The organism is Rhodococcus sp. JCM 9793 (assembly GCF_055380405.1).
Genome location: NZ_AP043721.1, coordinates 5636604 through 5650204, shown reverse-complemented (window position 1 = coordinate 5650204; position 13601 = coordinate 5636604). Strand labels below are relative to the sequence as shown.

Sequence of the window (13601 nt, the reverse complement as noted above, 5' to 3'; positions counted from 1 at the left end):
CGGCCACGGTCACGGCGCCCCCATCGACCCACGGAGGTACTCCATGAGCACGTCGGAGACAACGGAAGCAAAGCCCGAGATCTACACCTTCCGCGAGGAGGATGTTCAGAAGGCAAAGGATCTCGTCGGTGTTTATCACGCCGTGACGCAGCGCGAGCAGTACACGCGCGCAACGCCGGACATCATGCGCAACTTTGCGCGCAGCTACGGTGACGACAATCCGCTGTTCGTCGATGAGGAGTACGGCCTCGACACACGCTGGGGCGGTCAGATTGCGCCTCCGATGATCAACATCGCGCTCACCAAGGATCTGTTCGCGGATCCGGTACCGAAGGACCAGCGTCGTCCGTCGTTCCGTGGCATCCACGTGTTCGTCTCGGGTACCACCACCGACTGGTACCGGCCGGTCTACGACGGCGACACCCTGTATTCGTTCCAGGGCTTCGAGAAGGTCGAAGAGAAGCAGTCCGAGTTCGCGGGCCGCTCGTTGATCGTCACGCGCATCCATGTGCAGTTCAACCAGCGCGCCGAGGTCGTTCAGACCCAGCGTGTGATCACCATCCACACCGAGCGTCACGAGTCGAAGAAACGCAAGAAGTACGACGCGATCGAGCCCGCCTCCTACACTGCCGACGAGATTGCGAAGATCGACGAGATCTACGCGGCGGAACAGGTTCGCGGCGCGAATACCCGTTACTTCGAGGATATCGCGGTCGGTGACACCCTCGGCACGATGGCGAAGGGCCCGCTGACTACCACGGACATGGTTGTATTCCACTCCGGTGGTTACGGTTTCGCGCCGTACACCCCGACGTCCAGCCGTCTGGCATACAAGAATCGTCAGCGCATCGCCCCGTTCTACATCCCGAACGAGCAGGGCGTCCCGGACGTGGCTCAGCGCATCCACTGGGACAGCGAGTATGCCCGTTCGATCGGCCTGCCGGCCGCGTATGACTACGGCATGATGCGCGATTGCTGGCTCTCGCACTTCCTCACCGACTGGATCGGCGACGAGGGCTGGGTCGAGTCCATGTCCAGCCAGATGCGCAAGTTCAACTACGAAGGCGACACTCACGCCTTCACCGGTGAGGTCGTCGGCAAGCGCGTCGAGGGTGATCGCTACCTCGTCGACGTCGAACTGCGCGGCACAAGCCAGCGTGGTGAAGTCACCTGCCCTGCCACCGCCACCATCTCGCTTCCGAGCCGCGAAACCGGCCTGGCTGTCCTGCCGGCCGCACCGGTCGAGTACGAGCGGGTCGCTGCGAAGATGCTCAAGCGCAGCGGCGAGCTCCGTGCGGAAAAGCGCCGCGCCGCACAGGCCTGATCGCTTCACCTGATCGAACCCGCCGGGATGCGTCCTTCACACCACCCGGCGGGTTCTCCCATTTCGGTACCCACACTGAAACGAACGAGGATGCCATGCCGGTGACCACCGAACTCCGTGACGGCGCAGTGATCGTCACATTGCGCTGGACGGACAAGCGCAACGCCCTATCGGCGGACGACGCGGACATCGTGTCCGAGGCCATCACCGCTGCCGGATCCGAGCCGGATGCCAGAGTGCTGGTCCTGACGGGGGAGGGGACTTTCTCCGCGGGCGGCGACCTGCCGTATTTCGCGGAGCTGGGCAGGACGTTGACGCCCGAGGAGATCCACCAGACCATCTACCGCCGTGTGCAGGCAATGGTGCGTGCACTGCGCGACTCGCCGATCCCGACGATTGCTGCCGTGGACGGCCCAGCCGTCGGCCTGGGCATGGACCTCGCGCTCGCGTGCGACATGCGGTTCGTCGGCCCCAAGGGATTTCTCATGCAGGGGTGGGCCCGGGCCGGCCTGATCGCGGGGACCGGAGGCGTGGCACTACTGCACCGCATCGCGCCGGACCTGCTGTGGCGGTTGCTCGCGGAACAGGAACGGATCACGGCGAACCGTGCGGTGGAACTTGGGTTGGCGGAACCCGGCGAGCCGGACGCCCTGTCGGCCGCGCTCGCCCGTGTCGAGGCGCTGTCGTACATCGATCGCCGCGTGCTCGGCGACTATGCGTCGCTCGCACGGAAGGCGGCCTGGCCGGCCGAGGAGAATTTCGACGAGGCGGGCGCGCGCCAGGGCCATCTGCTGTGCTCGTCCGAGTTCCGTGAACTCACGCACCGGCTGCTCGGAAAATCCTGAATTCCCAGCGCTTACGTGACCGGCCGCCTCGCAGGACAATGGCGGCCGGTTGCATATGTCAGTTCAGGATGTCGCGGACCTGAGTGGACTCATGACCGACGAGCAACGAGCCCCGAGAGACCGTCACATGCTGCTGCCAGTGGTCGTAGGTGGCGTCGACGTCACCGGCACGCAGAAGCTTTATCAGGCGGCGGCATGACCGGACCAGCAGCTGATAACTCGCCTCGTACTTTTCACGGTCCTCGAGGCTCTTCTGTGCCGTGACAGCTTCCATGTGCCGTTCGAAGATCTCGTGCATCATCCCGGCGAGCAGCGAGAGGGTGGCGTTGCCGCACAGCTGCACCAGGCGCAGGTGAAACGCTGCGGCTCCCGCGGAGAGCTTGTTTGCGAGATACGACGCGGGAATATCTTCGTCGATCATGCGCGCGAGTTCGTCGAATTCGGTGTCGCTCCCGGTCAGTGCCAGCAGGCGCGCGGCATGGGGTTCGATTGCCTGCCGGACGACGAGCACGTCGGCGACCGTGGCGCCGGACAGTTCGAGGAGTAGCGATGCCGGTCGGGCCACGATTTCCGGGCCGGGCACGCACACCCGTGCGCCGGAACGAGAACCGCGTCGCACTTCGACGAGCCGTTCGGCCTCGAGTACGCGAACGGCCTCGCGCAGTGTCGGTCTGCTCACGGAGAAGTGCTCCATGAGCTCGACCTCGTGCGGTAGCCGGTCGCCGTCGGCCAGTTCGCCGTCGATGATCATGCGCCTCAATCTCAATGCCACCAGTTCGGCCGTCTTCGGGGTACGAATCGGTCGCGACGACGTGGCGCCGAGCGAGTCGAAAATCGGTGCGAACGATTCTTCGGCCACGATTACCTCCTGGAAGGGTGAGGGAGTCGCAGTGGGCTCGCTCGGACAAGTCGATGTAGGCAGGGACGATGGGTCGAATGTCGACTGACGCTGGAGTCCTGACCTTTCATAGCTTACTATGTGATACATGTCATTTGTGCATTTCAGCGTGACATGTGCGTGAAGCCGGTACGGGCTCCATGCGGGCACCGTCGGGTGTTCGCCAGTGGTTCCTCGGCCGACCGGAATTATCGAACGGAGAAGCTGTCTTGAGTAACGGACTGCGGGATGTCGCCATTGTCGGTGTCGGCGCCACCCCCTATTACAAGCGCGGAGGATCCGCGCCCCAGACGATTACCGAACTTGCCGGTAAGGCAATCCTCGCGGCGTGCGACGACGCGGGAATCTCGGTGAAGGACATCGACGGTTTCGCCTACTACTCCGGCGCAGGCGCTGGGTACGGGCAGAAGATGGATACCGCCGACTTCATGGAGACTCTCGGTATTCCGGAGGTCACCTTCACGGCATCACTGACCTCGGGTGGTGGCGGCTCTGCGGGGGCGATCGGCTTGGCTCGCGCCGCGATTACCGCCGGTGACGCGACAATGGTGGTCACGGTCATGGCGCTCCAGCAGGATCAGCAGCGTCTGGGCACGGTGTTCGCAGCGTCGGCGCCGAACCCGACCAACTCGTTCCTGCAGCCCTCGGGACTCGCCGGCCCCGGGCATCTGATGTCGGTGCTCGCGCGTCGTCACATGCACCTGTACGGCACCACGCGTGATGCGTTCGCCGAGATTGCCATCTCCGAGCGGCAGAACGCCCTGACTCGACCCAAGGCGATCCAGAAGAAGCCCCTCACGAAGGAGGACTACTTCAATGGCCGCATGATCGCAGACCCGTTGTGCCTGTACGATTTCTGCCTCGAGACCGAGGGTGCGGTCGCGGTGATCACGACGAGCGCGGAGCGCGCGAAGGATCTCCGTCAGAAGCCCGTGCCGGTCGTGGCGGTCGCGCACGGTGGTCGTCGTGAATGGGGTCGTGCGTTCGCGTGGTACGGCATGCCCGATGAGTACTTCGCCTCGGCCGGTAACGCACCGATCGCGAAGCGGCTGTACGAACAGTCCGGCCTGTCCGCCAAGGACATCGACGTCGCGCTGCTCTACGATCACTTCACGCCCATGGTGCTCATGCAGCTCGAGGACTACGGATTCTGTGAGCGCGGCGAAGGCGGCGCATTCGTCGAGAGCGGCGCCATCCGGTACGACGGTGGTTCGATCCCGGTGAATACACACGGCGGTCAGCTGTCCGAGGCCTACATCATCGGAATGACACACATCATGGAGGCGGTGGAGCAGATGCGAGGCACTGCGATCAACCAGGTCAAGGACGCCGAGTTCGCGCTTGCGACCGGCGGCCCAGCGTCGCTGCCCGTCAGCGGCATGATTCTGGGACGTGCGGCATGAGCGACATCGTAGCTACGCCGTTGCCCGGCGACACTGTCAGGATCACGACCGATCCGCATACCGAGCCTTTCTGGCAAGCCGCCAAGGAAGAGCGTCTCGTCGCGTGCCAGTGCGGCGAGTGCGGGCACTTCCGGATGCCGCCTACGCCGTTCTGCCCGGAATGCCAGTCCACGGAGAAGAAGTGGCCGGAACTGTCCGGGCGCGGCACGGTCTACAGCTTCGCTGTCGTGCACGGTTTCCCGGGTCTGCCCGATATCACCGTCGTCGGAGCGGTGATCGACCTCGACGGCGCCGCCCCGGCCAGGCTGGTCACGAACGTCGTCGACATCGACCCCGACGAGGTCGCGATCGGTATGGAGGTCGAGGTGCGGTTCTCGCCGATCACCGAGGGATGGAAACTGCCCGTATTCCGTCCCGTGCAGGACTGAATCCCACAACAGGTAGCAGTAGCGGCCTGTGCTGCGGATGCTTCGGCGTGCGCAGCACAGGCCGCCTCCGTATGGCGCCGAGTCGCGGAATTCAACAACTTAGTTAACTAAGTGGTGTTGACAACCTAAGTGGTGCACTTCACAATGTGTGTAGGCCGTGGTCGTGTACTCACACCCGGCCGCAACTTTCCCGCTCGGTTCGAAACCGAGTGATGCGCCCACACCGCGCACCAGCCGAACGAAGGACTTTCCATGTTGCGGTTCATGGCATCACGACTACTGACGGTCGTGCCGATGCTTCTGATCCTGACGGTCATCGTGTTTCTTCTCGTCGAAATCGCACCGGGCGACCCCGCCGCGATCATCGCCGGCGCCGATGCCTCACCCGAAGCGATCGAAGCGGTCCGCCAGCGACTCGGGCTCGATCAGCCGGTGTGGCAGCAGTACCTCTCCTACGTATGGAATGCGCTGCACGGAGACCTCGGCACGTCCTTCGCCACCAATGAGCCCGTCACCGACGTCATTGCCCGCCGTCTTCCGAGGACCTTGTCCATCGGCTTGTTCGCGATGCTCATGGTTGTCATCCTGAGCATTCCGCTCGGCATGATCGCCGCCGTCAAGCGCGACAGCCTGTACGACCGGCTCCTGACCGGTAGTTCGGTTTTCCTGCTCGCCATCCCGCCGTTCGTGCTCGCCGCGATCCTCGTGAAGTGGTTCGCCCTCGGTGGCCTGCAGTTCTTCCCGCCCACCGGATATGCGCCGATGAGTGACGGCATGGGGGAGTGGCTCCTGTATGCCACGCTCCCCGCGATCGCCATCGCCACCATCAGTCTCGCCGAACTCACGCGACAGGCACGTGGCTCCATGATCGAAGCCCTCGAACAGGACTACATCCGTACCGCACGCGCCAAGGGACTGAGCAAGATGGCCTTGGTATGCAAGCACGCGGCGAAGAACGCGTCGGTTCCCTACATCACCATGCTCGGCCTCAATGTCGGCCGCGTAGTCGGTGCAGCCGTCATCATCGAGGCGATCTTCAACATCCAGGGTTTCGGTCAGCTCGGCGTCACCGCCGTCATCAACCGTGACATTCCAACCATGCAGGGCGTTGTTCTCGTCAGCGGCGTGATCGTCCTGTTCGTCACCCTGCTCGTCGACATCTCGTACGGCTACCTGAACCCGAGGATTCGAAACCAATGACCACCACAGTGACGAACGCGTCAAGCGCCAAGGCGCTGTTCTCGTATACGCCCGGCCGGACGATGAAGAGGCTACTGCAGGACCGTCTCGGCATGTTCTGCCTCATCGGCCTGCTGTTCTTCGTGTTCATCGGTGCTCTGGCACAGTTCTGGACGCCGAAGGATCCGTCGGCCCAGGATCTGTTGAACCGGCTGGAAAGCCCCAGTGCAGAGTATTGGCTCGGCACCGACGCTGTCGGCCGTGACATCCTGAGCCGGCTCATGATTGCCACCGGTGTCGATCTTGCTGCAGCTGCGCTCGCGGTGGGGATCGGTATCGTCGCGGGCGCGAGCCTGGGTCTGATGGCCGGCTACTTCGGCGGCGCCCTGGACTCATTCACCAGCCGAGTCTCCGACGTGCTGATGTCGTTGCCTCCGCTGCTGTTCGCGGTCGCGATCGTCGGTGCTCTCGGGCCGAGCCTGACGAACGCGATGATTGCAATCGGTGTGCTGCTTGCCCCACGGTTCTTTCGGTTGGTCCGGGTCAGTACGCGGGAGATCATCAGTGAGGACTACGTCGAAGCTGCCCGTTCCGGTGGCGCCGGCCCGATCAGGATCGTGGCGCGCCATGTGGCGCCGAATATCGTTTCCCCGTTGCTCATCCAGATCTCCTTCGGCGCATCCGTCGCCATCGTCGCGGAATCGGGCCTGAGTTTCCTCGGCCTCGGTGTGCAACCACCGACCGCGAGTTGGGGTTCGATGGTCAAAGAAGGTTTCGACAATCTCGCGATCAACGGCTGGACCATCATTCCTTCCAGCGTGATGATCGTTGTTTCGATTCTGCTGCTGTCACTGTTCGGTGACAGCCTGCGGGATGCAGTCGGCAGCCAAGGCGGGAGCAAGGCATGACAATGACCACGGAGAAGGCAGTCGAGCAGGACACCGTCCTTCGGGTAGAAGACCTGTGCGTCGACTTCAAGACACCTGATCATGGGTGGACGAGGATCGTCGACAACGTCGGACTCAGCGTCCGCAAGGGCGAAACCGTCGGATTGGTCGGTGAATCGGGCTCGGGCAAGACGGTCACTTCGCTCGCAATCATGCACCTGCTGGCACGTAACGCACGCATCTCCGGTTCCATCGTCGTCAACGACCGCGATCTGAACACGCTGTCGGAGAAACAGCTCGACGACGTTCGTGGTGCCGAGGTCGCGATGATCTTCCAGGAGCCACGGCGCAGTCTCAACCCTGCCTTCACAGTCGGCGACCAGGTTGCCGAGGCCGTTCGCAGGCACCGCAAGTGCTCGCGGAAAGACGCGTGGGCGCGCGCAATCGAATTGTTCGACCGCGTCGGCATCCCCGATCCGGCAAAGCGAGCGCACGCCTACCCTCACCAATTCAGCGGGGGTATGTGCCAGCGCGTGATGCTCGCGATGGCACTGTCGTGTGATCCGGACGTTCTGATCGCCGATGAGCCCACCACCGCCCTGGACGTGACCGTGCAGCGGCAGGTGCTCGGACTGATCCACGAACTGCAGCTCGAACTCGGGCTCGGTGTCCTGCTCATCACCCACGACCTGAGTGTCGTTGCGGAAGTATGCGACCGGGCTGCGGTGATGTACGCGGGCCGGATCGTCGAGGACGCCCCCATTCTCGAGCTTTTCGACAATCCGCGCCACCCCTACACCGCGGGTCTTCTGCACGCGATGCCCGATCCGGTGCGGCATGCCGAGAAGATGGGCGTGATCCCGGGCCGTGTGCCACCTCCGCACGAGTTCGTCGATTCGTGCCGGTTCGCGCCGCGCTGCCCCTACGCCCAGGACAAGTGCACCGAGGGCTTCATGCCGTTGTCGACCATCGGAACCGATCATCTCGTGCGTTGCGTCCGCACCGACGAGATCTCGCTGGAGGACGCTTTCTATGACTGACACGACCGCGGCCGGCGCACACGCCGACCTTCGGAAGAACGCCGGCGATGTGGCTCTTGCTATCGAGGGCTTGACGAAGTCGTACCCGGCCAAACGAAATCTGCTCGGTCGCGTGACCGAGACTGTCGACGCTGTACGAGGTGTGAACCTCGAGGTGCGCAGCGGTGAGACGCTCGCGTTGGTCGGCGAGTCCGGTGCCGGGAAGTCGACCGTCGGGCGACTGGCATTGCGTCTGATCGAACCCGACAAGGGTTCGATCAAGGTGCTCGGCGACGACATCACCGCGATGGGACGCACGGATCTGCGCAAGGTCCGGGGCCGGGCGACGATGATCTTCCAGGATCCGTTCAAGTCGCTGAACCCCCGTGCCCAGATCAAGTACTCGATCGCCGAGCCCATGCTCTCGCAAGGGGGGTACAGCTCGTCGGACCGCGACAAGCGTATCGCGGCGTTGCTCGATCGCGTCGGTCTGACAGCGCATCACCTCGAGCGGTTTCCCTACGAAATGTCGGGGGGACAGCTTCAGCGTGTCGCCATTGCCAGGGCGTTGGTGACCGACCCGGAGGTCGTCGTGTGCGACGAACCCGTAGCTGCGTTGGACATGTCGATCCGATCGCATGTCATCAATCTGCTGCGCGAACTGCAGGCCGAACGCAATCTTGCGTACCTGTTCATTTCGCACGACATGTCGCTGGTGCGGGTCATCGCCGATCGCATCGCGGTCATGAAGCGGGGCGAGATCGTCGAGTGCGACGAGGCGGCCGCATTGTTCTCGGACTCGGCGAACGAGTACACCCGAACGCTGCTGTCGGCCATCCCGGCTGCTCATCCGAGCCAGCGCACGTTCCGGCCCGCACCCATCGCGCGAATCGCAGGATAGGGTCCGCCGTGGCTGTGATGCCGATCGAGTGGGGCAAGGTCCGTGAGTATGCCGCCGCAACCGGTGCGGCGCGGCCCGAGTATCTGGACGACCCTGCAGCGCCCGTACCGCCGACCTTCCTTTCCACCGTGGTGTTCTGGGAGAATCTCTCGCAGGTCTTCGACCTTCCCGAAACCCGATCCGGATGCGAGGCGATCGGGGTGACGCCGGATGTTCGCCGGCTACTGTCTCTCGAGCAGGAATACGAATTCCACGGAGAGCTCCTCCATGCCAGTGAAACTGTCACGACCGGATTGCGTCTCGATTCGGTTGAACACAAAAACGGAAAATCGGGTCCGATGGCGATGGTGCACTTCACCGTGACATTCACCGATTCCGACGGCGAACTCAGAGCGGAATGCCATTACACCTCCGCTCTTCTCGCGAATCCCGGGGAGCAGACATGACGGTCTCGACGGTCGGTATCGAGGAGGGACAGGAATTTGCCCCGCGCGGGTTCGGGCCCATCACGATGACCGACATCGTGCGCTACCAGGGCGCGAGCGGCGACATGAACCCGATGCATCATGACGACGAAATGGCTCGTGTTGCTGGTTATCCCGCAGCATTCAGCGTCGGGATGCTCGGTGCAGGCTATCTGGCCGCATATTGCACGGATCTCTTCGGAACCCGGTCGGTGAGGCGGTTCCGCACGCGATTCCGCAAGGTCGTCTACCGCGGAGAGGTTCTCACCGCGCGTGCTGTGGTGCGCAGTATCCGAGGGAGCGGAGGCGACGCACGTGTCGAACTCGGTCTGGAACTGATCGATTCGACGGGTGCAGTCGTTATCGACGGATCGGCCGAGTTTCTTCTCGGAGCGATGAAAAATATTGATACCGAGAACATTTCCGTATAAAGCGTTTCGAGCATTATTGGGATCTGTGCCAGCGCGGGCCACTGTCGTCCACGAAAGTCACATTTCGGGTACCGCCGGGCCTCGGACCCCATTTCGGTCTGCACGGTCGTGATCCATACTCGCATTCGCACCCCACCCGCGAAAGGGTTTTCATGTTCGGAAGTCGTTGGGCAGTCACCACGGTTGCGTGTGTGGCTGTCGCCGCGCTGATTTCCTCGTGTGGTAGCTCCGATTCGTCCGTCGGTGCGGGCCAGGGGGCGATCGATACCAACGCGACCCTGTCGGTCGGCTGGACCCAGGCGGTGACCACGCTCGACCCGCATATGGCGACCGCGGAGCTTGCGTCATTCCGTTTCGGGCTCAACAACATCTACGACCGGCTGTTCACAGTGGACCACGAGGGCAACGCCCAAGGCATGCTGGTCACCGACTGGGGATACAGCGACGATGGCACCCAACTCGTGCTCACGCTCCGTGAGGACGCCTCCTTCCGCGACGGATCCCCCCTCGATGCCGAGGTGGTGAAGGCGAACTTGGACCGCGCCCGCACGCTCGAGTCTCCTGTTGTCAAACGGTCACTGACGGCGATCTCGGACGTGACCGCGACGGCACCCTACGAGGTGACCATAACCATGGCCACTGCGACCGACCAACTCCCATATCAGTTGGCCAGCGTCGCCGGACTCATCATGAATCCGCCACTGTTCACGAACGGCGATCCGGCCGACACGGCCGACGGCTCCGGCGCCTACAGCGTCGAATCATGGGCGCCTGGCGAGAAGCTCGTACTGATACGTGACCGCGACGACTACTGGGACACCGAGGCTGCCAAGCCCGCTCGCATCGAACACACTGGCATTCCCGACTTCCAGGCGTTCACCAATGCGGTCGCCGGTGGCCAGATCGATATCGGCCAGTTCCAGCCGGGCAACATTGCAGCCGTCGAAGGCCGTGACGGTCTCGTCACCGTTCCCGTAGATCATGGTGTGGGGATGGAAATCGCCATCAACCGCGACGCGAAGCCGCTCGATGACGTGAGAGTGCGACAGGCACTCAACCACGCGCTGGACCGGGCCGCGATCACTGAAGCCCTGTACCCGGGGTCTCGCGTACGGTGGCAGTTCATCCCGGAAGGATTGCCCGGATTCGACGAGAGCCTCGAGGAGATCTTCCCTTACGATCCAGAGAAGGCCAAGGCACTTCTTGCCGAGGCAGGCCACCCGAATGGGATCGATCTCGGTGAGGTGGCGGTGAATTCGGCTTCGACTCCTGGAGTCGCCGACGTGATCCAGGAGCAGTTCTCCGAGGCCGGTATCCGATTCCAGCCGCGCGTGCTCGACGGTATCGAGGTCTATTCACAGTTCGCGAGCGGACAGTACCCCCTGATGATCGGATTCACCTCGTGCGGACTCAGTTTCGCGTCAGGGCTCACCTCGCGGACCGGAGCACCACAGAATCCGGCCGGTACCACGCCGGAATACGATGCTCTGTATGCCGAGGCTACGGACTCCGGGCGTACCGAGGAGGAGCGTGCGGCGAGCAGGATCGAACTCAACAAGTACCTCACCGAGGACGCGTGGGGAGTTCCGATCGTGTGGGTCACCTACCCGTGGGTGATGAGCGACAAGGTCGGGAACTTCAGTGACGAGATGGACTACGCGACGACGTGGGGTCCCTACGACCTGAGATATCTGACGGTCACCGAATAATCTTGCATCAACGAATTTCGCAGCATCACTGAAGGACCGCGCCGCCTGCCGACTTCGACGGCGGTGCGGTCCTCGTTCACCGGTACGAGAGGCGAGACTCATGAGTGGAACCACGATAGATCTGACCGGGCGGGTTGCCATGGTCACCGGTAGCGGCGGAGGGATCGGCCGCGGCATCGCGCTGTCGCTTGCCGAGGCCGGCGCGAATATCGTCCTCGCCGAGATCGATCCGCAACGCGCAGAACAGACCGCCGACCTGATTTGTGAGCGCGACCGCAAGGTCCTTGCGGTGCAGACTGATGTGATGGACACCGAACAGGTGCGAGCGGCCGTCGCGCGTGCCGATGCCGAATTCGGTCGCCTCGACATCTTGGTCAACAACGCCGGTGGTGTCCGCGGCGGTGCGTTCGTCGATCAGAGTGAGCGGAGTTGGCGGCGCCACATCGACATCAATCTCGTCAGTATGCTCGCAGCGACCTCGGCGGTCGTCCCCCTCATGCAGCGAGGTGGTGAAGGCGGCTCGATCATCAACGTCAGCAGCATCGAAGGAACCCGTGCTGCACCCAACTTCGCGGTGTACGCCGCATGTAAGGCCGGGATGCTCAGCTTCACACGCACGATGGCTCTCGAACTCGCCGCGGACGGCATCCGCGTCAACGCGATCACTCCGGATCAGACCGTCACGCCAGGAAACCACGGGCAGCGTACGGGGCCGATCGACGAATCCGCTTTCCTCGTCCGTGAACCGGAACGCCAGGATGCGATGGACCGGTACATTCCGCTCGGACGCGAAGGTGCAATCTCGGAATGCGGCACGGCCGTCGCGTTCCTGTGTTCGCCTCTCGCCTCGTACATCACGGGCGCGACTCTTCCCGTCGACGGCGGTACGTGGGCTGCGTCGGGTTGGTCGCGGGGGACCGAGGGGACGTGGAACCTGGGGGACTTCCCCATCGGCTGAGTCGTCGGTCAGGTCGATCGGCGATCCGTGGTGGTACGTGAGGAGAAGCCGTGACAGCAACAATCGGGGTCGCTGCGGCGGTGCTGGTCGAACAGATCGACCAGATCCTGGTCGTGACGATCAACCGGCCGCACGCACGCAATGCGGTGTCCGCGGCAGTCACCCAGGGTCTCGTCGACGCCTTGGCGCGGGCCCAGCATGACTCCGACATCCGTGCGGTGGTGGTCACCGGCGCAGGCGACGAGGCCTTCTGCGGAGGTGGCGATCTAAAGGAGATGGCTGCCGGCCGATCGCTGTACCCGAGCCCCGAGATCGAGCGGGCATGGGGATTCGGCGGGTTCTGTCGGCATCCGATCGACAAGCCGATCATCGCAGCGGTGAACGGCTACGCGATCGGTGGCGGTGTCGAGATCGCGATGGCCTGCGATCTCGTCGTCGCGACCGAGTCTGCCTGGTTCTCGCTTCCAGAGGTGCGCAACGGTTTCCTCGCGTCCGGAGGTGGGGCCATCCGGGCTGCACAGTGGCTACCTCGGGCGATCGCGATGGAGATCCTGCTGTTGGGGGAGAGATTCAGTGCTCGGCGGGCTCACGAGTGGGGGCTGGTCAACCGGGTGGTCCCGGACGGTCGGTCACTGTCGACCGCACTGGACCTTGCCTATCGGATCGCGACGAGTGCGCCGTTGGCTGTACAAGCGACAAAGCGCCTCGTCGCGGGGATCGTCGACAGTACTGCCGTGACCGAGGCGGAGGCGTGGGCTCGCAACGACAGGGAAGACGCCGTCGTCAGCGAGACCGAGGACGCGAAGGAAGGCCCGCGGGCCTTTGTCGAGAAACGTCCGCCCGTCTGGAAGCGGCGATAGCGATCGAGGTGCCCCGGCCGGTCGAATTCTCCATGTGGCGAACGCAACGAATGATCCACCTGTCGTGGACTATTGGCCTCTGAGCCGCGCGATCTGCAGGTCGAACAATCTTTTCGCGCCAAACCTAGCCAAGAGACCAATTTGTGAACTAGGTTACACTTGTGTTCTTGGTGATCGACATGATGATCCCGAGCCATGCCCTGCCTGTACGCAATTTTCGACCCGTTCGGCCGGCTCGGCCGAGGCTTGAAGGGACGTGTCATGTTTCGACGACGTTGGCGTTTGGCTGTAGCGA

The 13601-nt window shown here is 63.3% G+C and carries 14 protein-coding genes; 13 read left to right on the top strand and 1 reads right to left on the bottom strand.

All coding sequences use genetic code 11. The features are described from left to right. Positions 1 to 43 precede the first annotated feature (43 nt). Positions 44 to 1324, top strand: a complete 1281-nt coding sequence (locus ACZ46K_RS28280; protein WP_464746036.1) for an FAS1-like dehydratase domain-containing protein — start codon at positions 44 to 46, stop codon at positions 1322 to 1324. 101 nt (positions 1325 to 1425) lie between these two features. Beyond that, on the top strand, positions 1426 to 2169 hold the full coding sequence (locus ACZ46K_RS28275; RefSeq protein WP_464746034.1) for an enoyl-CoA hydratase/isomerase family protein: 744 nt from the start codon (positions 1426 to 1428) through the stop codon (positions 2167 to 2169). Between the two features lie 58 nt (positions 2170 to 2227). Here ACZ46K_RS28275 and ACZ46K_RS28270 read toward each other — a convergent pair whose 3' ends face one another. Then, on the bottom strand, positions 2228 to 3028 hold the full coding sequence (locus tag ACZ46K_RS28270; protein WP_054809760.1) for a FadR/GntR family transcriptional regulator: 801 nt from the start codon (positions 3026 to 3028) through the stop codon (positions 2228 to 2230). A 248-nt stretch (positions 3029 to 3276) separates the two neighbouring features. On the opposite strand from ACZ46K_RS28270, the gene ACZ46K_RS28265 reads away from it, so the two are divergent. From ACZ46K_RS28265 to ACZ46K_RS28215, 11 genes are all read left to right on the top strand, one after another. Further along, positions 3277 to 4470: a thiolase C-terminal domain-containing protein gene (locus ACZ46K_RS28265; RefSeq protein ID WP_054805457.1), complete on the top strand. Its 1194-nt coding sequence runs from the start codon at positions 3277 to 3279 to the stop codon at positions 4468 to 4470. Further along, complete coding sequence (locus ACZ46K_RS28260) at positions 4467 to 4898, top strand: Zn-ribbon domain-containing OB-fold protein (RefSeq protein ID WP_054805456.1); 432 nt, start codon at positions 4467 to 4469, stop codon at positions 4896 to 4898. Before ACZ46K_RS28265 ends, ACZ46K_RS28260 begins: the two co-directional genes overlap by 4 nt. Positions 4899 to 5162: 264 nt before the next feature. After that, positions 5163 to 6098 carry an ABC transporter permease gene (locus ACZ46K_RS28255; RefSeq protein ID WP_464746031.1) on the top strand — a complete coding sequence of 312 codons (936 nt, stop codon included), beginning with the start codon at positions 5163 to 5165 and terminating at the stop codon, positions 6096 to 6098. Next, entirely contained in the window at positions 6095 to 6985 is an 891-nt protein-coding gene (locus ACZ46K_RS28250; protein ID WP_054805454.1) for an ABC transporter permease, read from the top strand. The genes ACZ46K_RS28255 and ACZ46K_RS28250 overlap by 4 nt, the downstream gene beginning before the upstream one ends. Then, a complete protein-coding gene (locus ACZ46K_RS28245; protein ID WP_464746029.1) occupies positions 6982 to 8004 on the top strand; it encodes an ABC transporter ATP-binding protein in 1023 nt (340 codons plus the stop codon). Before ACZ46K_RS28250 ends, ACZ46K_RS28245 begins: the two co-directional genes overlap by 4 nt. Next, on the top strand, positions 7997 to 8884 hold the full coding sequence (locus tag ACZ46K_RS28240; RefSeq protein ID WP_464746027.1) for an ATP-binding cassette domain-containing protein: 888 nt from the start codon (positions 7997 to 7999) through the stop codon (positions 8882 to 8884). Before ACZ46K_RS28245 ends, ACZ46K_RS28240 begins: the two co-directional genes overlap by 8 nt. A 17-nt stretch (positions 8885 to 8901) precedes the next feature. Next, a complete protein-coding gene (locus ACZ46K_RS28235) occupies positions 8902 to 9330 on the top strand; it encodes an FAS1-like dehydratase domain-containing protein (protein ID WP_054805452.1) in 429 nt (142 codons plus the stop codon). Then, a complete protein-coding gene (locus tag ACZ46K_RS28230) occupies positions 9327 to 9779 on the top strand; it encodes a MaoC/PaaZ C-terminal domain-containing protein (protein ID WP_054809766.1) in 453 nt (150 codons plus the stop codon). The genes ACZ46K_RS28235 and ACZ46K_RS28230 overlap by 4 nt, the downstream gene beginning before the upstream one ends. Positions 9780 to 9931: 152 nt before the next feature. Next, positions 9932 to 11488: an ABC transporter substrate-binding protein gene (locus ACZ46K_RS28225; RefSeq protein WP_464746025.1), complete on the top strand. Its 1557-nt coding sequence runs from the start codon at positions 9932 to 9934 to the stop codon at positions 11486 to 11488. Positions 11489 to 11588: 100 nt separating this feature from the next. After that, a complete protein-coding gene (locus ACZ46K_RS28220) occupies positions 11589 to 12446 on the top strand; it encodes an SDR family NAD(P)-dependent oxidoreductase (RefSeq protein ID WP_054805449.1) in 858 nt (285 codons plus the stop codon). A 50-nt stretch (positions 12447 to 12496) separates the two neighbouring features. Further along, positions 12497 to 13306, top strand: coding sequence for an enoyl-CoA hydratase-related protein (locus ACZ46K_RS28215; RefSeq protein WP_464746023.1), 810 nt, complete (start codon positions 12497 to 12499; stop codon positions 13304 to 13306). Positions 13307 to 13601 lie beyond the last annotated feature (295 nt).